Annotated in this window: 15 protein-coding genes; 7 read left to right on the top strand and 8 right to left on the bottom strand. The window is 56.3% G+C overall.

Annotated elements, in window-relative coordinates; translation table 11 throughout:
- Positions 1-137: 137 nt before the first annotated feature.
- From ACR0IM_RS21780 to ACR0IM_RS21760, 5 genes are read right to left on the bottom strand one after another with little or no spacing between them, the layout of a single operon-like run.
- Positions 138-2,768, bottom strand: a complete 2,631-nt coding sequence (locus tag ACR0IM_RS21780; protein ID WP_480595802.1) for a phosphoenolpyruvate carboxylase — start codon at positions 2,766-2,768, stop codon at positions 138-140.
- Entirely contained in the window at positions 2,768-3,739 is a 972-nt protein-coding gene (locus ACR0IM_RS21775; RefSeq protein ID WP_480683215.1) for a 2-hydroxyacid dehydrogenase, read from the bottom strand. The genes ACR0IM_RS21780 and ACR0IM_RS21775 overlap by 1 nt, the downstream gene beginning before the upstream one ends.
- A complete protein-coding gene (gene sucD / locus ACR0IM_RS21770) occupies positions 3,739-4,626 on the bottom strand; it encodes a succinate--CoA ligase subunit alpha (RefSeq protein WP_480643173.1) in 888 nt (295 codons plus the stop codon). Before sucD ends, ACR0IM_RS21775 begins: the two co-directional genes overlap by 1 nt.
- Positions 4,626-5,822: a malate--CoA ligase subunit beta gene (locus ACR0IM_RS21765; RefSeq protein ID WP_480643172.1), complete on the bottom strand. Its 1,197-nt coding sequence runs from the start codon at positions 5,820-5,822 to the stop codon at positions 4,626-4,628. The genes sucD and ACR0IM_RS21765 overlap by 1 nt, the downstream gene beginning before the upstream one ends.
- A gap of 28 nt (positions 5,823-5,850) precedes the next feature.
- Positions 5,851-7,092: a pyridoxal-phosphate-dependent aminotransferase family protein gene (locus ACR0IM_RS21760; protein ID WP_480595794.1), complete on the bottom strand. Its 1,242-nt coding sequence runs from the start codon at positions 7,090-7,092 to the stop codon at positions 5,851-5,853.
- Positions 7,093-7,310: 218 nt separating this feature from the next.
- On the opposite strand from ACR0IM_RS21760, the gene ACR0IM_RS21755 reads away from it, so the two are divergent.
- Positions 7,311-7,940: a response regulator transcription factor gene (locus ACR0IM_RS21755; protein ID WP_480643171.1), complete on the top strand. Its 630-nt coding sequence runs from the start codon at positions 7,311-7,313 to the stop codon at positions 7,938-7,940.
- A gap of 15 nt (positions 7,941-7,955) precedes the next feature.
- Here ACR0IM_RS21755 and ACR0IM_RS21750 read toward each other — a convergent pair whose 3' ends face one another.
- Positions 7,956-10,490 (bottom strand): VWA domain-containing protein, encoded by a 2,535-nt coding sequence (locus ACR0IM_RS21750; protein ID WP_480683214.1) that lies wholly within the window; start codon positions 10,488-10,490, stop codon positions 7,956-7,958.
- A gap of 225 nt (positions 10,491-10,715) precedes the next feature.
- On the opposite strand from ACR0IM_RS21750, the gene ACR0IM_RS21745 reads away from it, so the two are divergent.
- Together ACR0IM_RS21745 and ACR0IM_RS21740 are read left to right on the top strand one after the other, a co-directional pair.
- Positions 10,716-10,844: a hypothetical protein gene (locus ACR0IM_RS21745; RefSeq protein ID WP_480595788.1), complete on the top strand. Its 129-nt coding sequence runs from the start codon at positions 10,716-10,718 to the stop codon at positions 10,842-10,844.
- The gene (locus tag ACR0IM_RS21740; RefSeq protein ID WP_480683213.1) at positions 10,841-12,100 is read left to right on the top strand and encodes an aminotransferase class V-fold PLP-dependent enzyme; all 1,260 of its coding nucleotides are present in this window, start codon (positions 10,841-10,843) and stop codon (positions 12,098-12,100) included. Before ACR0IM_RS21745 ends, ACR0IM_RS21740 begins: the two co-directional genes overlap by 4 nt.
- A 433-nt stretch (positions 12,101-12,533) precedes the next feature.
- Here ACR0IM_RS21740 and ACR0IM_RS21735 read toward each other — a convergent pair whose 3' ends face one another.
- Positions 12,534-13,151, bottom strand: coding sequence for a TetR/AcrR family transcriptional regulator (locus ACR0IM_RS21735; RefSeq protein WP_480683212.1), 618 nt, complete (start codon positions 13,149-13,151; stop codon positions 12,534-12,536).
- A 102-nt stretch (positions 13,152-13,253) separates the two neighbouring features.
- On the opposite strand from ACR0IM_RS21735, the gene ACR0IM_RS21730 reads away from it, so the two are divergent.
- Genes ACR0IM_RS21730 through ACR0IM_RS21715 form a run of 4 tightly spaced genes read left to right on the top strand, consistent with a single transcriptional unit; the run spans position 13,254 to position 18,805 of the window.
- Positions 13,254-14,402, top strand: coding sequence for an efflux RND transporter periplasmic adaptor subunit (locus ACR0IM_RS21730; RefSeq protein WP_480683211.1), 1,149 nt, complete (start codon positions 13,254-13,256; stop codon positions 14,400-14,402).
- A gap of 3 nt (positions 14,403-14,405) precedes the next feature.
- Complete coding sequence (locus tag ACR0IM_RS21725; protein ID WP_480683210.1) at positions 14,406-17,534, top strand: efflux RND transporter permease subunit; 3,129 nt, start codon at positions 14,406-14,408, stop codon at positions 17,532-17,534.
- A complete protein-coding gene (locus ACR0IM_RS21720) occupies positions 17,531-17,950 on the top strand; it encodes a DUF2141 domain-containing protein (protein ID WP_480595778.1) in 420 nt (139 codons plus the stop codon). Before ACR0IM_RS21725 ends, ACR0IM_RS21720 begins: the two co-directional genes overlap by 4 nt.
- Before the next feature lie 6 nt (positions 17,951-17,956).
- Positions 17,957-18,805 carry an ABC transporter six-transmembrane domain-containing protein gene (locus ACR0IM_RS21715; RefSeq protein ID WP_480683209.1) on the top strand — a complete coding sequence of 283 codons (849 nt, stop codon included), beginning with the start codon at positions 17,957-17,959 and terminating at the stop codon, positions 18,803-18,805.
- Positions 18,806-19,332: 527 nt separating this feature from the next.
- Here the strand turns inward: ACR0IM_RS21715 and ACR0IM_RS21710 are convergent.
- Positions 19,333-20,769 carry an MmgE/PrpD family protein gene (locus ACR0IM_RS21710; RefSeq protein WP_480683208.1) on the bottom strand — a complete coding sequence of 479 codons (1,437 nt, stop codon included), beginning with the start codon at positions 20,767-20,769 and terminating at the stop codon, positions 19,333-19,335.
- Positions 20,770-20,773: the final 4 nt, after the last annotated feature.

The raw sequence follows: 20,773 nt of genomic DNA, 5'->3' as shown, positions 1-20,773 counted from the left end.
CAGCTCGATCTCGTCGCGCTGGCGGCCAAGCTCGGATGTGATCGAGCCAAACAGCTCAGGGTCACGGTCGGCAAGGGACTGGGTGAAAAAATCGTCGGTACGGTGCGGGGCGTTCACTTTGAAACCTCCTAAAAGGGTTAGCCGGTCCAGCCAAGGCCAGCGGAAATGGCATTCATGGATTGCAGCAAGGGCACGGGAACTGACCCTGACTGTGGTTCGTTTCGAGCTAGTTGCAGCAGTCTGACTTGCAGCGCGTGAATTCGGGCCAATTCAGAGCGCTTGCGTTCGAACCGTTCGCACAGACGAGGGAAACGGTGACCGATGGTCTGGCCACCGGTCAGAAACTGCACTGCGGTGCAGGCGCTATCGTATTCCGTTTTGATCGCCTGCGAGATGCTTTGGCGGGTTTTCTCATCGTGCACCAATTCGCTGTATTGCGCGGCGATACCCATATCCGCCTGATAGAGCGATTTCTCCATCTCATCGACGGCGAGGCGAAATAGGCGGGAGTGTCGAAACATGTCCTGCAGCACTTCATCGCCGCGCGCACCACGGAACTTTCGAAAGCTGGTCATCGCGGCACCAAACCCGTACCAACCTGTGATCAGGTGGCGGTTCTGCGACCATGCAAAGACCCATGGAATTGCTCGCAGATCATCCAGACTGGCTGCGCCGAACCGACGCGCCGGGCGGGATCCGATTTTCAGGCGAGCAAGTTCCTCGACCGGGCTAGCCTGCTGAAAATAATCCAGAAAGCCGGGCATCTGCAAAAGCGAAACATAAGCCGTCTGCGACAGTTCCGATAAAGCATCCAACGCGTCGCCAAATTCGGGCCTGGCAGGAGATTCCCCAGGGTTTGCAGTATGGCGCAACGTGCTTGAGAGCAGCAGTTCGAGATGCGCTGCGGCCGTACCTCGGTTGGCATATTTGGTCGAAACAACCTCGCCCTGTTCGGTTACGCGCAGCCGCCCGGAAATTGTTCCGCTGGGTTGCGCGGCGATGGCGCGCCCGGTGGGTGCGCCACCTCGACTGACCGAGCCGCCACGACCGTGAAAGAACGCGGCTTGAAAGCCCTGCGATGCCAGCGCCGATACGATCCGTCTCTGGGCGCGCTCGAGTTCCCATGTTGAACAGAAATAGCCGCCATCCTTACCGCTGTCCGAATACCCCAGCATCACCTCTATTACGTTGCTATCGGTTTTGAGGCTGCGGCGAGCAAGAGGAACGCCCAGTACATTTAGCAGGATCGCTGGGGCGTTGCGCAGATCAGCAATCGTTTCGAACAGCGGGACCACCGAAATATCCAGTGTCTCGGACCCGAACCCGGCATAACGGGCCAACAGGTAGACACCGAGAATGTCATCGGCAGAACGGGTCATGGACAAGATGAATGGCCCGATTGCCCTTGGGTCCGGCCCTGATCGCACGCTATGGACCAGCGCCAGAAGGGCGAGCAATTCCTGCGCCTGATCGCTCAGCGCATCACGGTTTTGGTAAGGCAGGTTCTGATCCGCCAGTTCGGCCCGTAAACGGGCAGACCATTCGTGTGCACCATATTCGGGAGCCCGCCCGGATTGCGACCAGATTTCGGCCAGAACGTCGGTTGTGACGGTTGAATTCTGCCTGATATCCAGGGTTGTGGTTCGGAACCCGAAAACCGACGCAGCCCGGCGCAGAGGTCGTATATGCCGTCGCGCCAGAATATCGGCGTTGACCGCGCACAATGCGGCATCAAGCGCATCAAGATCGCTCTCGAATTGCGAGATGTGATTATAGCCGCCACCTGTCAACTGATGGCCGATGGCACTGAGAGCTTGCCGGAACGGTTCGTTCCGATTGCGGTCAGCGTCAGGTGCCCGATCGACTATTTCTTGTACACGCGCCCTGTGGGGCAGGGGCAGCGGTAATATGAGTGCACTGATACTCAACCTGCTCGCGGCCTGATCAAGAGCCTTTCGATAAAGACCCAGAACCGTTTCACGTCCGCGTTTCAGGGCCAGTGCGGTCATCTCGGTTGTGACATTCGGATTGCCGTCCCGGTCGCCGCCGATCCAGCTGTGAAAGCGGATATCGGGTGTTTCACTCAGCGTCTGGCCCAGCACATGCAAGCAAGCCTGATCGAACCGATCCATCACCTGAGGGACGGCGTCAAAGATTGCATCGCGAAAGAACTGTAGCCCCCACTCGATCTCATCGTGCAGGCTGGGGCGCGACAGGCGCAGCTCGCCTGTCAACCACAAGAGATCGATCTCGCCTTCCAGGCCATTCAGCAACTCGGCGCGTTCGGTCGGGGTCCAGCGTTGCGTCTCAAGACTGACGAGGTTGCGGTAGATACGCCGGTGAATTTCCAGAACGGTGACCCGTTTTGCTTCGGTCGGATGTGCGGTCAGGGTGGGACCGGCACATAGGTCAGCGGTCAGCTTTTCCGTCTGGCTGCCTGTCAGGGAAAGGTCGGACAACACCTCGGCAAATCCGCCCTCGACCGCTTCGGCCCCACTTTGGGTCTCTGTCAGGCGGCGGTTCCGGACTTCGGCGTTTTCGTCAATGATGCGCAACAGTTGGAACCAGATAGACAAGGCCTGCAAATACGGCGTTGCCTCGGGCCCGGTGGGGATGGGACGCAACGGCGTTGCCTCGGCCCACGTCGACACGTGAGGCGCCCGTTTCAGCAATATGTTCCGCCACAACGCACGCAGTTCCGAGCGCAATCCTTCGGCATAGCTCGAAGGGTCGGTGGTGGACTGAGTATGCCGGGCCAGCGCTTGCATCAGATCACCCGGTCGCGCGGCTCGAGGCCTTGGAAAAAGTCGCTCAGGTTATCCAGCACACGGAACCCCATAGCCTCGCGCGCTTCACGCGTAGCACTGCCCAGATGCGGCAGCATCACGAGGTTGTCACATTGCAGGAGGTCCGGGCTGATGCGGGGTTCGCCGTCGAACACGTCCAGCGCCGCGCCACCGATCATCTCAAACATCAGTGCCTGAATCAGCGCCCATTCGTCGATTACCTCACCGCGTGCGGTGTTGATCAAGAACGCATCGGGTTTCATCAGGTTTAGTCTGCGGGCGTTGATCAGGTGGCGATTTGCGGCGCCGCCGGGACAGTGCAGTGAGACAAAATCGCATTGCGGCAACAGGTCATCAACCGTGTCGACCTGGGTCGCATTGCACTTGGCCAGCACGTCCGGAGCAATCGGGCTGCGGTTATAGACGAGGATATCCATGCCGAACCCGTGATGAGCGCGGCGCGCCATTTCCTGACCGATGCGGCCGTAGCCGATGATGCCCAGCGTCTTACCACTGACCTTGGTGCCGACAAGATGGGTAGGACGCCAGCCGGTCCAGTTGCCGGCGCGCAATTCGCGCTCACCTTCACCAGCGCGACGTGCCACCATAAGCAAAAGCGTCATGGCGATGTCAGCGGTGCATTCGGACAGCACGTCGGGTGTGTTTGTCACGGTCATGCCCAACCCACGCGCCGACGGCTCGCAAATATGGCTGTAGCCGACACCATAATTGGCGAGGATCTTTGTCTGCGCACCGGGCACATCCAAAGCTTCGGCGCTGAGCGTATCAGTGACGGTGGGCAACACCGCGTCATAGGATTTCAACGCTTGCCGGATTTCGGCCGGGGACATGGGCTTGTCCCCGGTATTAAGTACGGCGTTATAGTTCTCGGCCAGCTGCGCCTCGACGGCGGCAGGCCAACGACGGGTAACAAGAACCGAGGGTTTGACCATCACGCAGCCTCCATTACACGGGCGATCGTTTCACCGATCACGGCAGGGTTTTCGGCCACGGTCACGCCGGCGGCCGACAGGATTTCGACCTTCTCGCTGGCGCTTTCGCCAAAGGCTGAAATGATCGCCCCTGCATGGCCCATGGTCCGGCCTTTTGGTGCCGTCAGACCCGCAACGTAAGCCACTACGGGCTTGGTGATGTGGTCCCGGATATACTCGGCAGCTTCGGCTTCCTGCGGGCCGCCGATCTCACCGATCATGGCTATGATATGGGTGTCCTCATCCTCCTCGAACCGCTGCAGGATGTCCTTGAAGGACGAACCGTTGATGGGGTCGCCGCCGATGCCCACACTGGTCGAGACGCCGATCCCACGCTCTTTCAGCTGTGCGGCGGCCTCGTAGCCCAGCGTACCCGATCGACCGATGATACCAACATTGCCCGGCAGGTAGATGTGACCGGGCATGATCCCCAGCAGAGCTTTACCGGGCGAAATCGTGCCGGCGCAATTCGGCCCAGTCAGAACCATGCGCTTATCCTTGGGGTAGCGGTACATGTACCGTTTCACCCGGATCATGTCCTGCGCCGGAATACCGTCGGTGATGCAGACGCAATAGCGGATACCAGCATCTGCGGCCTCCATGATTGAGTCGGCAGCGAACGGTGGCGGTACGAACACGAGGCTGGCATCTGCCCCTGTCGCTTCGACGGCCTGCTTGACGGTGTCGAAGACTGGAACACCTTCGACGGTTTCTCCGCCCTTACCGGGCACGACACCACCTACGACATTCGTGCCATAGCTCAGCATGTCCTTGGTGTGGAATCGCGCCATGCGGCCTGTGATGCCCTGTACGATGACACGCGAGTCACGATCGAGAAGAATGCTCATTACACAGCCCTCATCTTGGTGCCTTGAGTAAGGTCGTTTTTCCATGCGCCGACAGCGCGTTCTGCGGCTTCCATCAATGTTGTGGCGCGAATGATTGGCAGGCCGGATTTCGCAAGGATTTTCTGACCTTCCTCGACGTTTGTTCCGGCCAGTCGCACGACCACCGGTATATCGAGGTCGAGTTCCTTCAGAGCCTGCACCACCCCCTCGGCAACCCAGTCGCAGCGGTTTATTCCGGCAAAGATGTTGACCAATACGGCCTGAACATTCTTGTCGGACAGAACCAGACGGAAGGCTTTGGCGACACGTTCCGGTGATGCCCCACCACCGATATCGAGAAAGTTGGCTGGCTCACCCCCCGCCAGTTTGATCGTGTCCATCGTGGCCATCGCCAGACCGGCGCCGTTGACGATGCAGCCGATATTGCCGTCCAGACCCACATAGGACAGGCCACGGTCCGCCGCGCGGCTTTCGCGCGGATCTTCCTGGCTTTTGTCGCGCAGTTCCGAGATCTGCGGATGCCGGAACAAGGCGTTGTCGTCAAAGCTCATCTTCGCATCCAACGCCAGAACGCGGTCGTCACCGGTGATGACCAGCGGATTGATCTCGACCATGGTCGCGTCCAGCTCACTGAAGGCGGCGTAGCAACCCTGCAGGGTGCGCACCATTTGCTGAACCAATTTGGGTTCAAGGCCGAGATTGAAAGCGATCTCACGGGCCTGGAACTCCTGCAGACCCACCGCCGGCTCCACGATAGAGCGCACGATGCTGTCGGGGCGCTCGGCCGAGATCTCTTCGATCTCCATCCCACCCTCGGACGAGGCCACGATCATCACCCGCTGGCTGGAGCGATCCAGAACAAAACCCAGATAGATTTCACGATCAATCGGCACCGCCGATTCCACATAGACGCGGTAGATGCCCTTGCCTTCAGGGCCAGTTTGATGCGTGACCAGCTTGCGGCCGAACAAGTCGTCGCAGGCTTCATAGATTTCGTGCTCGGTGTCGCACAGCTTGACCCCTCCGGCCTTGCCTCGCCCGCCTGCGTGGACCTGTGCCTTGACAATCCACTTGTCACCGCCCAGCTCGCGCGCCCGATAGGCCGCTTGCTCGGGGCTATAGGCCAACGCGCCCGAGGGCACGTCGACACCGAAATTCGAAAGAAGCTCTTTCGCTTGGTATTCATGGATATCCATCTGCAATCCTCCCGTTCATGCAGTGTGATCAAGCAGCGATCGACGTGCCGTATCGGCTTTCCAGCAAAGCTTCGATTGCGTCGTGATCGACCTCGCCGCCCAGCTCATGCAGGGCCTCGGCAAATAGGCGTACAATGCGGCTGACGGCCTGTCGGTTCAGTTGGTTCAGGATGCCGATACGAACTTGTACCGGTGCGCTGAGCGTCGGCCAGATGCCGAACCCGCGAGCGCGGCAATTCTGCACCAGCTCCATCTCACGGCCCGCCAGTGCCGGCGGCAGGTTCAGCACGACGAGGCTGGGCATATCCGAAGTCACCTCGCACCCCATTTCGAGCACTGCATCGCGCAAGACCTTTTCGTGGGTCCGGTAGGACAGCGAGCGTTTGGCCAGACCCTCTTGCAGCGTCAGGCGCAGGGATTCGTGGAAGGCCGCAACCGCGTAACCCGAGTGGGTGCGGTGATAGGTGCCTTTCTCCACATCTTGCCCATCGACAACGCCCCAGTGGCGGGCCTCGAAAATCGGGTTGTGGACGTATGTGTAGGCACCGGTTGCCTTCAGGGTTTCGATATAGGCATCGGTGAAGCTGACCGGCGCATAGGTTAGCGGCAGGCAGCACAAGCCTTTCTGCGGGCAGGAGGCCCAACCAGCAACGCCCGGGAAACCATCAATCGAAAAGTCATCGACTCCCAGCGACGAAACCGCATCAATCAGACCCATCGCGCCATGTCGTTCACATGCATCCGAGAACCCGCGCAGGTCGTTGATGCGGCCCGAGCCGGTTTCCCAATGCGCCATGAAGGCCCATTTCGGCTGATGCTCGGTTAGGGCGGCGTCGACCATTTCACCTGTTACCGGCTGGCCATGCGGAACCTCGATCACGGTGACGCTGGCGGCCTGCGGGTCAAGCGGGTTGGCGGCGTGCTCTTCGGGCGTCGCCGCCTTGATCCGCAAGGTCAGTGCATCGATGCCCGAGAAAGTGCCGTTGGTAAAGGCAACTACCTTGTCACCGGGCATGACAGCCGAGAACATGGTGTCCAGCGCGCTCCAACCAGTGCCGGCAACGGCGAAAGTATAGGCGTTTTCTGTGCCCCAGATCTTGCGCAGCATATGCTTGCACTCGATCATACCGCGCAGAACATCGCCCTGCATGTGATCCGCAACGCCTGCGTTGGCAAAAGCGTGCAGGACGCGGGCGTCTGTATTGCCTGGCCCCGGACCCGCAGCAAGCGTTTCGGGAATTTCAAGCGGTGGGAAAATCTGAAAAGTCATTGTTAGACATCCTCGGCGGTTGTTCGGGCACTGCGGCCAGGTGTGTTATGTTGCCGAATAGAAAACGCGGACTTGCCCTGTAACGCAACGTAACTTACTACTGCTTTAGGATGGCTAAAAGTATGGGGTAAAACCTATCCATCTAGGTAAAAATACAAAAGTATACCGTTTTATTACCTACCCAAATGGGTGGTTTTCGGCAAAACAGGGTGAATCAGATGGCTGCTACCGCTAACGCTCCGATCGATGTCATGCTGGCGGACAGCAATCCATTGGTCCTGTCTGCCATGTCCGAAATCTTTGAACGGGACCCGCGATTCTCGCTGGTCGCGACCTCGGCCACAGCCGAAGGGTTTTTGGGAACTGTGATGCGGGTGCCTGTTCAGGTCGGCGTTTTGGACTGGAACCTTCCGGTTCTGGGGGCTGCGAAACTGATCGAAGTATTGCGCGAACAGGCTCATGCCCCACGGTTTGTCGTCTATGGGGAAACGACTGGCGAAACCCCGCGATTGGCGATGCAGGCCGGTGCAGCAGGCTTTGCCGCGCGATCCGGCGAGGTAGAGGGCCTGCTGGATACTTGCGCTGAAGTGGCAGCGGGAAAAATGGTGTTCCCGTTCATTGACGTCCGCAAAATGCAGCAGGACCCGATCCAAAGTCTGTCCCGTAAAGAACGCTCCATTCTCGAGGCGCTGGCAAAGGGCATGTCGAACCGGGACCTGTCGAAAGAACTGCAAATCTCGACCAACACGGTCAAGTTTCACCTGTCCAATATCTACGAGAAACTGTCGGTGAAGAACCGGACCCAGGCGATTGCTTATTATTACTCGTCGCAATTGAGCGGTGGCTAGGCAACGTGCCTGACGTCATTCTGCCTTGATCACCTTTCGGGACAGCACCGCCTTGTTTGAAAGGTCCAGCAACCGAATTTCATAAACACCGGGCTCCTTCGGCAAGGTGATCTCGATTGGGGGATCGCCGTTGATCTTTTGAGCCGAGATCCAAGTGAAAATAGCCTGTTCGCTGCGCGCCAGCGTTATGCGCTGGTCGGCGCTTTGACTGTCAGTATGCCAACCGACCGAAATGCTGCTGCCCGCGGGGGCAATGTCGGGCGCCTCAAGCGATGCGCCGGTATCAAGCGCCGCGTCCGCAACCAAAACCTCAACCGCCTGCCGGGCCAGCACCCGATTGCCTTCGCGCAGTTGATAGCGAACCTCGTACAGACCGGTTTCGGCCGGTGCTTTCAGATCTAGTTCGGACTGCGCGCGTACCTGCGCATACACGCCATACTCACCATCCGGCGTGCCCATCGGCACCAGATTGATGTAGTCATTCGTGCTGACCGTCTCGGTCCAGGATACCCGCAATTTATCGCCCGCGCGCACCTCGTTCACCGTCTGGATGGTCACCGCGGGCTCGGTCACCTCAACCTTGACCGTTGCGATGGTTTTGGAGCCTTCACGCAATACATAGCGGATTTCATACAACCCCGGTTCCGCCGGGGCCTGAATGTCGCCGCTGTTGTTGTCACGGATTACGATGTAGTTGCCGTAATTACCCTCTTCAGTGCCTGCCGGAACGATGTTGATATAGTCTTGGGTATTTGCGGTGCCCGTCCAGGCGACTTTGAATTTCGATCCCGCGATAACCGTCTCCGGCGCGTCGATTGTAACTTGCGGAGAAATGACCTCGATCGTAGCGGTCGCAAGCGTTTTCGAGCCCTCGCGCAAGATATAGCGAAGCTCATACAGGCCCGGTTCGGCCGGAGCGGTCAGCACAGCGGTATCGCCGTCCCGCACAACGGCGTAATTACCGAAGACCCCGTCATCCGACCCTGCAGGGACAATGGCAGCGTAATCCTGAGCGTTGACCCGGCCGGTCCAGGACACCTCGAACTTTGATCCAGTCACAACCTGACCAGGACCCGAAACCGAGACCTCTGGGGCGGTAATTTCCATCGCTTCGCGTGCAAGCGTTTTGCTGCTTTCGCGCAAAACGTAACGCACTTCGTAAATGCCGGGTTCCGCTGGCGCCTTCAACTTGCCTTTCGAGGCATCCCCAACGGTGATGTAATTGCCGAACTTGCCTTCGTCCGTCCCGTGCGGAACGATGTTGATATAGTCCTGCGCGCTGACCGTGCCATCCCAGGCAACCTCGAACACGGACCCGGTCAAAGCGGTCTCGGGGATCTGCAAAACAACTTTGGGATCGGTTACTTCGATCTGCTGCGACGCCACCGTGCGCTTGTCGACGTTCAGGATATAGCGCAGCTCGTAGAGGCCCGGATCGGCCGGGGCATTCAGGGACTTTTCGGTCGCGCCGCCGACCGACTGATAATTGCCGAACGTACCGGGGTCGGACCCCACTGGCACTATCGCCACATAGTCCCGCCGGTTGATTGCCGGTGACCACGCAACCTTGAATTTCGCACCTGTCAGCACCGTCCCAGCCGCAGTCAACTCAACCTCGGGCTTGGTCACCTCAAGCGTGGCCTGTCCTAATACCTCTTTGGTTTGGTTGTGCAAATACCGGACCTCGTACAAACCCTCACCCCCGGGGACAGTGATTTTAACTTCTTTGGCGTCACCAATTCGCACGTAGCTGCCAAAAACACCGGGGTCGGAGCCAACGGGGACAACGTTGATATAATCGCTCTCTTCAACCGTCGGCGTCCAACTGACCTGCAGATCCGACCCGCCCACAGCGGTCTCTGATGTTTTTACAACGACATCCTGCAGCGCAGGCTCGGGTTCGGGCTCGGGGTCTGCCTGTGCCACGGCGGTCCCAACGGCGCTAAGAGCAGCGCTCAGCTCTTGGGAGTTTTTGGCGGTGATATACTGACCGCCGGTGTTTTCTGCGATACAGGCCAACGAGCTTGCGTCCTCATCCGCGCCCAGACCAAACCCCACGACATGCGCAGTGAACCCTACGCCCCCTTGTTCCAGCGCCTGCGCCAGCGCGCAAGGATCGCGCTCACAGCTTTCCAATCCGTCGGAAATCAACACCACGGTTGCCGGCTTATCGGTGTAGGACAGCGCCTTAGCTGCGATCTCGACCGCGTCGGTCAGAGGGGTTTTGCCAATCGGTGAAATTGCATTGATCTGGTCCAGAATAACACTGCGCGCCTGCTGGCCGGGCTCGACAAGAACCTCGATATCGCCGCAATCACCCCGGCGGCGGTGACCATAAGCCATCAGCCCGACATTGCGGTTTTCGACCCATTCCCCCAGCAGGTTTTCCATGACGTCCCGCGCAATTTCGATTTTCGCCGTGCCGTCGATCTGGCCCCACATGGAATTCGAGCCATCAAACACGACCATCACATTTTCGTCCGCCTCTGCTACGGAACCGGTCAGCAACACGGTTGTTAATACGGTTGCCTGACAGAAATCTTTAAACATAGAACACTCCTGAGGCGTATGAGCCACCCGGGCAGGGCCGTTCTTCTAAGCTCATTGCGCGAAACCTCTGCCACTTGATCTAAAGACTCATGAAACGCGCAGTTGCGGCTAAAGAAGTGCCGACTGCTTCGGTTCACCCTCAATTCTTCCACTGATTATATCAAAACAAGAACGCCAATGGTGCATTGGTTGCCCTAGCGGCACCCTTTTGCCGACGGGCGACCAATGAGCGAGATGACGGTGGCAGACTATCCGATGTCGGCAATGCACAAGATTGCAACCCGCCTGCCAGTGACGATGATCGTCGAAGACCCTGCGCCGCGAGCCATGCAACCTCACAGGACCGACCCATGATCCAGAACAATCCCGCCCTGATCGACGCCATCCGCGACCGGTTTGCCCATGTTGAAAGCTGCCCGTTTCAGGGCGAGCGCATCTTCTTCGAAAACGCCGGCGGCGCGCTGACGCTGAAATCAGTGGCCGAGACCTCGGCATTCTACGCTGCGATCCCAGACAACCCGGGCCGCATCAATCCGGCGGGGCAGGGCACCCAGCAAGTGATCAACAAGGCCAAAGACGATCTGGCAGTGTTTATGAATGCCTCAACCGGTCAGTTCTTTGCAGGTGAAAGCGGCACTGAATTGCTGTTTCGCCTGATCCGCACCGCCTGTCTGGCCGCACCAAAAGGGACCAAGGTGATCGGGTCGTCTATCGAGCACCCTGCCACCCGCAGCGCCGCGCGCCGCTGGGCTGGGATTGCCGGATTGGACTATGTGAACGTACCCCATGACGCCGAAACCGGCCTGGTCACGGCCGAGGACTACACTGCCCTGCTGGCCCCGGATGTGGCGGTGGCAACGATCCTGCACGCCTCGCCTGTGACCGGGATGGGTATGGATGTTGCGGCAATTTCGCACGCAATCCGGGCGGTGGCGCCGGATTGCATGATCATCGTCGACGGCATCCAGCACGCGGCGCACGGGCAGGTGGATTTGGACACTTATGACGTCGACGGCTACGTGATCTCACCCTATAAGGTGTTTTCGCGCCACGGTTATGGTATCGCGTGGATCTCGGACCGGCTCAGCTCTGCGCCACATGACATGCTGATCGATGCCCACGCTACCGGATGGGAGTTTGGCACCCGCGACACCGGGTCCTATGCAACTGTTTCGGACGTGGTATCCTATTTTGACTGGTTGGGGGGTGAGGTCTCGGACGAGACCGACACCCGTAAACGGGTCGAAGCCGCAAGCCGTGCCATCCACGCCTATGAGACCTATCTAACCAACACTGCCATCAACGGCACCGGCAACCTGCCGGGCCTACGCGACATGGACCACGTCACCATTCTGGGTGGGGCCGACAATCCCGCGCGCGAGGGGCTTGTGTCTATCGTGGTTGAGGGTACGCCTTCCGAAGACGTGGTTGAATCTCTGAACCAACAAGGTATTCGCACCCACACGCGTAAGGCCGACCATTACTCTGGTAACGTTCTTGCGCCACTCGGCCTGGCAGATTGTATCCGTATCTCGTTCTGCCACTACAACACCGAACAGGAGATTTCCCGTCTTCTGGCTGCGATCAAGATGATCGGCCAAGACGGTTGAAAAAGCTGTGCGAAAGGCATTGCTGGATGTGAGAGCCATGTTGGCAAACAAAACTCCAAACCTGTGGTTTAGTTACGGCTTGTATTTAACATAATCATGATTACCCGTATTGGAGGTTTTGTTGGGTTATTTGTACAAAACCATTAAAGATGAGACTCCTATTTTGCGACTTGATCTTATGTGCTTTTGCGATGGGAAGATAAGTCGCTAAAATGATGTCCAAGAAAGAAAAAGAAACAGAAAGAAACGCTAATTCTTCATCACCGATCCAAACTTCGGAACCGGGATTCACTTTTTCTGATATACTCAGCATGAGAAAATCTGGTGAGCCATATTAAACAAATGCCTCACTAGGCGGTCGTGTTTCTCCGTGCTCAATGCTTCTCGTGTGCGTAGGCCGGAACAACCAAATTCATTGAAATGCAAAGATGCATCATCTGCGCGCCAGCAATGCATTTTGAATAAAATCTTCCACGCCTTCTATTATCTCAGACATGGGTGCCCCCGACAGAGCGCTTCGGTAAGCACTACCTTCCAAGAGCTCGATCACCAACTGCGAAGCCTGAAGAGGATCTGAAACGGCTCGCAAGTCAGCTTCGCCAATCCCACGGCGAATAACTGCCTCGAGCGCCTTGGTCAGCGTTGCCCGGTTTTCCAAAAACAATTTTGCAATGTCTGGCTGGCGAATGGCTTCAATCGCAATTTCGAGCGTCAGTATGACATTCTCTGGTGCGGCCAGATATTTTGCGTAAGCCCTGACAAATTTCTTCAATACCTTCGGTGCAGGTAATCCCAAGGCCAGAACGTCGAGGAATTGTTCCAAATCACTTCGTTCCAACATTGCGATTTCTACAAGCACATCGTGTTTGCTGCGAAAGTGATTGTACAAGTTTCCGAGGCTCACCCCTGCGCGTTCCGCGATATCTCGTACACCAGTCTGATGATATCCGTGTTCGAGAAAGCACATTACTGCGGCTTCCAGTATTTGATTGCGTCGTTGGGCCGTAGCCCTTTCACGTGAAGTGCGCGGATGTTTGTCAGTTTCTGCCATCTTCAATTTTCTGTATTGAACGAACGTACGTTCATATTATATGGCATTCAGGTAAATATCGCAAGTTGATGCGGATTCGATTGTTCAGGAAATCTCGGAGTCATGAATAACTATTCAAACGAAAATCGAAGAAAACCAGCTTACCGTTGGCTTTGGATTGGAGTTTCGCTGGCGCTTCTTGTTGCGGTTGTTGTCCTGCTTTTCGGCACTGAGGACACAATCGACGTTCACGTGTCCAAGTCTCCTCCGCCTCCACCAGTGGTCTCTGTCATCACGGCGAAACAACAAGAAGTAGAGGCCCAAATTTCAGCCTTTGCTGAAGTTCGGCCAAGATGGGATGCCGAGTTGCGGTCAGCCGTGTCCGGACGCATTGTCAAAGTTCACGACGCAGCGTTGGCTGGTTCAGAGGTCAAGCGCGGGGAACTGTTGTTTTCAATCGAAGACGCACCCTATCAGAGCGCTGTTGCAGCCTCCAAAATGGAACTTGAAGAAGCAGAACTAGCCCTGCTTCGCGCGCAGAATAATGTTACTGTTGCGCGGCGCCAGTTTGAACGAGATGGCGCGAGTCCTCCCAATGACTTGGCGCTCAACTTGCCTCAGCTACGTATTGCAGAGAGATCTGTTGCGACAGCCAAGGCTCGATTGAATGCTGCACAATCTGAATTGGCAGAAACTAATGTCATTGCTCCGTTTTCAGGTTTTGTCACCCTTCGCTTGGCCAGCCTTGGACAGACGGTCTCTCCAGGTGAGGCACTCCTTCACCTTTCTGACAACCGGCATTTCGAGTTGGTTGCTGAGTATAGCCAGTCTGACTGGGTTCTTCTGGATCATCCGATTTCTGGCACAACGGCTGATTTGTTTGATCGTTCCGGGGGGCACCTAGGCCAAGCTTTGGTACGCCACGGCGGCGGGTTCTTAGACAAAAACACGCGACAAGTACGCGTGTTTTTAGATGTCACCGCACCTGATGAACGGATCCTTGCTGGTGACTTTCTGAAGGTTCGACTGCCGGGGCGCACGATTGAGAATGCGCTAACCTTACCTGAAAGCACCGTGACCAGAACAGGGCACATCTGGCTGGTGGGTGAGGATGATCACCTACAACGGATTAGCCCCAATATTATATTCCGCGACGAAGGCCTCGTCACAATCTCCGCTCCGGAAGAACCGGGACTTTGGCGGATTGCCAAGACACCGTTGGCTTCGTTCTTGCCGGGTCAGCGGGTAACACCGCTGCCGGATGAGGGCTGACAAATGTATGCCCTAACCTCTTGGTTCATTCGCAACCCCGTCGCCGCCAATCTAATGATGGCGCTAATTCTGTTCCTCGGTGTTCAGACCCTGCTGGGCATACGCATCGAAGGGTTCCCTCGTATTCCGCCCGAAAGCGTTACAATCTCGATTGAATTCCCGGACGCTACGGCCGAACAAGTGGATGAGCTTGTAACGCAGAAAGTAGAACAAGCCCTTGAAGGATTGGACGGAGTGCGCAGTGTCACTTCGCAATCCGAAAACGACCTCAGCTTCGTATCAGTGCGCCGAGCCGGTGGTGAGGATCTGCAAGACATTCTTGATCGGGTGCGTATTCGTATTGATGGGCTGACTGATCTCCCCGACACTGCGCGCCGACCCGTAATCGAAGCTTCGGAATTTGATTTCCCAGCGCTCTACCTCAACCTGTACGGTGAAACCGACGCAGCCACGCTGCAGAGCCTGGCGCAACGTCTGAAGGAAGAGTTGCTGGCGCAACCGGAATTGTCGCGGTTGCAGATCTGGGGACTGATCCCGCGAGAGTTACGCATCGAAATCGATCCGGCGGAACTGCGCCACTACGGACTGACGGTTTCAGATGTGACACGCGCCATTAGGGAAAACTCACTGACCTTCCAGGCCGGTCGTTTGCGAACTGAAGGCGGGACAATACTCCTGCGGGCTGATGACAGGGCAAGGTACGCGCCGGAATATGGTGATCTTCCCACAATTCAACGCGACGATGGCTCTTTTGTGCCGCTACGCGATATCTCAAATATCGAGGACGCTTTTGAAGACGGCGAGTATCTGTTTCGCCTGAACGGCAAGCCGACCGTCGGAATGGAGGTTTTGGTTGGGCAGAAAGAAAACCTTCTGAAGATCAGTGAAGTTGTGCGTAGCACCGTGGATGAGTTCAGCCGTCAGCTACCTTCGCAAGTCCACATAGAAGTCTGGGGCGACAGCGCAGGTTATATCTCGGACAGGCTTGCCTTGTTGCGATCAAACGGTGTGCAGGGCTTGATCCTTGTGACCCTAATGCTGTCAGTGTTCCTGAACGTGCGCCTTGCTTTCTGGGTGGCGATGGGCATTCCGATCTCGGTCATGGGGGCGATCGCGGTCTCAGGATCAAAATGGGTGGATTATTCGCTTAACGATGTCACTACATTCGGTCTGATCATTGCATTGGGTATCCTCGTTGACGACGCTGTCGTAGTGGGTGAGAGCGTGTTCGAAGAGCGCCGCAAAGGGAAAGATCCGATCACGGATACTGAGCGCGGTGTGCACCGCGTAGCGGTTGCCACCGTATTCGGTGTTTTGACCACAATCGCCGCTTTTTTCCCGATGCTGTTGATCGACAATCCACTGGGCAAAGTGCTGGCTGGCTTTTCGGGCATCGTGATTCTGGCACTCGTTTTTTCGCTCATTGAAAGCAAGTTTATTCTGCCTGCGCATTTGGCTTACATTCCGATGGGGCAGAAACGGCGCTACCTGATAACTCGCCTTTGGGGCCGCGTGCAGGACGGCGCGCAAGGCGGTTTGAACTGGGTTCGAGATCACCTTTATCAACCCGTGCTTTTGGTCGCATTGCGCCATCGCTACGCCGTGCTGATCCTGTTCATTTCCGCCGCAATGCTGGGTCTTGGCTTGATGTACAAGGGCAAGATCAGAACTGTGTTTTTCCCTGAAGTCCCCGGTCAGATCATTACCGTAAACCTCGAGATGGATGCCCGCGCACCATTCGCGTTGACCCGCGCCAATGTGGATCGAATGGAAAGAATCCTGAACGATCTAAATACCGAACTTGCCGACAGCGCAGATATGACAACGCCACCTGTTCAAACCGTATTCACCATAATCAACAGTGCAGGCAGTGCGCAGTTATATGCCGAGATGATCCCAGTTATCGATCGCCCGAATGTTCCGATCCTGAGCGTGGTGCGAGAATGGCGCGACCGTGTGGGCGCGGTAGAAGGCGCGACCGAACTAGAATTTACCGGTTCGGAGAGCCTTGCCGGAGGGTTCAGCATCCGGTTGGCCTCGAAAGACGAAGACCTTTTGCGGCAAGCGAGCGACGAGATGAAAGACTTTCTGTCAAACATCGAAGGCGTTGCAAACGTCCGCGACGGTCTTGTTGGAGGGCAACCGGAACTCAGGCTGCGCTTGCGTTCTGATGCTCGGCATCTTGGCTTCAACGCCGAAAGCCTCGCCCGTCAGATTGGATTTGGATTCGGTGGGGCAGAGGTAACTAAGGTCAGGCGCGATGGGTCTGAAGTTCGGGTCGTTGTGCAGAACGCGCAGGAAAACCGCGATACATTGACGGACTTGATGCAAACTCGATTGCGCAGCACATCAGGTGCCTGGGTGCCGTTGGAGACAGTCGCCGAAATCGAAGGCACTTACACATCGGGCATCATCAACCGCCGCGATGGCAAGCGCATGAACCTTGTCGCCGCCTCCATCGACCGCGATCTCGTCGCGCCGGAGGAAATCGGGCAGGCGGTCTTTTATCAGCTGGTTCCGGAACTCCGCGCAAAATACCCTAGCGTAGCGGTCCTGCCGGCAGGAGAACTGGAGGAAATGTCGGACATCAGCGACGGGTTGAGGCGCGCGCTGCTGCTTGCAGCGGTTCTGATCTATGTGTTGATGGCTGTGCCGCTCAAAAGCTACTGGCAACCCTTTGTCATTCTGGCGATCGTCCCGTTTGGTTTTATTGCTGCCGCCATCGGACATCTGATTATGGGTGTTTCGTTGTCGCTGTTTTCATTCTTTGGGATGTTGGCCCTGACCGGTGTGATCGTGAATGACAGCCTCGTCATGATCACTCGCTACAATCAGGCAAGGGATGAGGGCCAACCTATAGATCCGGCATTGCAAACTGCGGGAGTGGGCCGTTTCAAGGCCATCTTTCTGACAACCGCGACAACCGTAATAGGCCTGCTGCCTCTGCTCACTGAAACCTCGGAACAGGCGCAGTATCTGATCCCCGCTGCGATCTCGCTGGCTTTCGGCGAACTCTTTGGCACAGCTTTGATGCTGCTGCTGGTGCCGGTGTTGATCGCGATTACTGAAGATGCCTTGGCAGTCTTCAAGCCCATTCCACGGCATCCGAAACTGGAAAGGACGAACTCATGAGTGGAAAAATCATTCACACTTTGGTTGCAACTATTGCAATGGCGCTGCCGGCCGCGGCCGAGAGCCTGAATGTAACTGTTGAAGGCGTCCGAAACGCCAATGGGAACATCGTAATTCTAGTGTTTGACAAGGCTCGTACGTTTGAGACGTTGGATGTCTGGGGCGCTGTTGACTATGCACAGATTCCTTCGCGCAAAGGCAGCGTAAGCCACAGTTTTGCTGATCTGAATGCGGGTCCTTATGCTGTTTTGTTGTTTCATGACGAAAACAGGGACGAAGACCTGAACATGACTGAAACGCAGTTTCTCGAAGGTGTCGGATCGACCGGGGCGCCGAACCCCGACGACGAACCTGATTTCAAAGCCGCATCTGTCTGGCCGGGCGACGTTCGCGTTCGTATTCATTACGACCAATAGCATCAGATGCTGAAAGACCAAAAACTGACGATTGGCACGTTACTAAGGGTTTTTCGTTGGCGTGTCGCGGTTACATGGTGTCTGATTCTTTCCGAGACCGTGTTTACTGTTTTGATCCCGCTATACATTGGTTTCGCAATCGATGGGCTGCTGGAAGGCAGAACTGAACCCTTAATACATCTTGGGGTGTTACTAGTTTTTCTAACTATGATCGGTGTAATCCGTCGTATCTATGACACGCGGGTTTATGGAACAATCCGCGTTGAATTAGGCAAGGCGCTGGCATCCCGGTTTTCGACCCTTCCTGTTTCGTCGCTCAATGCCCGAATTGGAATGGGACGCGAGCTGGCGGATTTTCTCGAGGATGTCCTGCCCTCTGCGATCGCAGGCACCGTTCAATTTGCTGTTTCTGCAGTCCTGCTCTTCTATTTTTCGCCGGTACTGGCCTTGTCCGCATGTGGCGTGCTCGTTGGCATGATAAGCGTATACGCAATATTCCATACTACGTTCTGGGAGTGGAACCGGGCCCTTAACCATCAAATGGAACGGCAAGTCAGCATCTTGGAAGAACGCAGTCACCGTTCGATGCTGGTTCACCTCAAACGACTACGCAAGTTCGAAGTAAAGCTTTCGGATACGGAGGCCGTTTTGTATGGAACGATCTTCATCCAGTTGATTGCTCTGGTCCTGTTCAATCTTTGGTTCGCAACCCAATATCTGGAGTCCTCACCGGGTAAGATCTTTTCGATTGTCAGCTACACTTGGGAATTCGCGGAAGCGGCGCTTGCACTTCCGATAGCACTCCAATCGTGGTCGCGACTTTCCGAAATCACGACCAGATTGGAGTCTAATTGAACTACGATCTAGTTCTCTAGTGCACCCCACAAATGAAATCTGTGAAGTTATTTCCAAGCGCCTTCTAGTGACTATCAATAAAAAACGCTGGTCAAATTCCTCATTTCGCGTTCCTACCTACTTTCGACGCTGAAGGAGGGACCGGCAAATCAAATTCAGGTCCTCAGTCTGAAAAGGTGTATTCCCCAATAGAACATAGGTCCAAGTTGTAGTCTTCAGATGCAGACTGATCTGAAAAGATACCCCGAATGTCATAAACACATGTGGTTAGGCCGTCTTCAATGAAGACATCCACTTCGTAGCCGGGTGCGAGGTATCCTCCTCTTAGTAGATTTCCTTCCCAGCTATTCGAAGAGGCGGGCGATACATTGAATTCCACAAGATCCTCGCTGCTGTCATTAAAGAGCTTAAATCGAAGATCTTCAGCATATGCTGAACTTGAGAACAAGATGATGAATGCGGTCGCTGTGGATAAGATACTTTTCATTTTCTTTGCCGTCCAAAACAGAAGAGTTGTTTGTGCTTGATCAAGTGTTAGGTGTCATCGCCGCTGCGAGGGCCTCTCCGGGCCGATCAAGTTCAAGAACGCCCCAGGCCGCGCGCAGCAGACGATCTTGTTCATCTTTGGTGAGGACACCCGCGCAGCACGACCGCGCCTTTGCTTCGACTTCAGTGTCGGTCAACGGGTTCTCCGGTCCGCCGCGATAGCGTTCGTCGGCCCAACCTGCTATTTCACGACCGTCCTTCAAGCGGATCGTGATACGAGACCGCATCTTGTCGAACCCTTGCGCCTCGATCTCGGAATCTAGTTCGGTCCGCACCCGGCGTTGCATTATTTGCATCGGTTCTGATCCGACAAATGCGTCCGAGAACTCGACTTTGCCGGCTTTGCGGGCCAGCGCGATCATCGACAGTGCCGCAGGCAGAGAAAATTTCGCCTGCAGGTGATTTGACGCAATGGGATAGCGGATGGGCTTGAGAATATTGGTGCCTGCGCAGACCGTCACCGTGTCGATATCCCCGGATTTGATGTCTGCGTCGGTGACAAGTCGCAACATCAAATCAATCGTTGGGTGAGTAAGCACGCCACACGGATAGGGTTTGATCGAAACGCCGGGCTCGACGATGGTCCAGGTTCTGCCAAATCCTTGCGAGATTTTCTCCGGGCTGGCACCGCCACCCTGAACAGCCATGAACCCCCATGGGCCATCCAGCGCTTGTGGATCGGCTGTGTAGCCACGCGCAGCCAAGAGCGCTGCGGTGATCCCGTTCTCGGCGGCGCGACCCACATGCAAGGGTTTGGTCATGGTTCCGAAGTTGCAACGAATGCCAGCAGCGAAGCTGGCAGCTATTCCGAAACCGTGGCGGAGAGCATCTCCTTCCAGACCCAAGAGCTTCGCAGCTGCCGCGTATGCTCCGAAATGCCCGACTGTGCCGCTGGAATGCATACCCTGCATATAGTGTTGGGGCAGCATCCATTCCGAGATTTTACACTCCACCTCAAAGCCGGTCAGAAACGCCAACATGAAGTCCTTGCCCGACACGTTGCCCTGTTTTTGCGACATAACAATAGCGGCTGTCAGCGGCGGAATGGTTGGATGCGTCAGCAGCCCATAAATATGGGCTGGATCAATGCTAACCTGAGTGTCGTCCCAGTCATGGGCGTGGCCCGCCGTTCCCAACACACGCGCCGCCATCGGTGCAGGGACCTTGGCGTTGCGTCCGAGCAGCAGTGCATCTTCACGCCCACCATAATCCAGTGCCTCGTCTACAAGTATGTCGATCGTGTGTTCTTCAGACCCGGCAACATAAAGGCCAATGCCGTCGACAATACAGCGTGTTCCGATACGCAATGCCTCGTCGGGGATGTCTTCAAAACGGACTGTTTCCACGAATTCTGCGGCTTCGGCCGTGATGTTGGTATCCTGGGGCATTTCGGCGAATGCATTCTGAACAGCTGACATGGTT

The sequence above is a fragment of the Ruegeria sp. BF6 genome, assembly GCF_056538665.1.
Note: the sequence above shows the minus strand (reverse complement) of the source record. Positions and strands in the feature narration are given on the sequence as shown.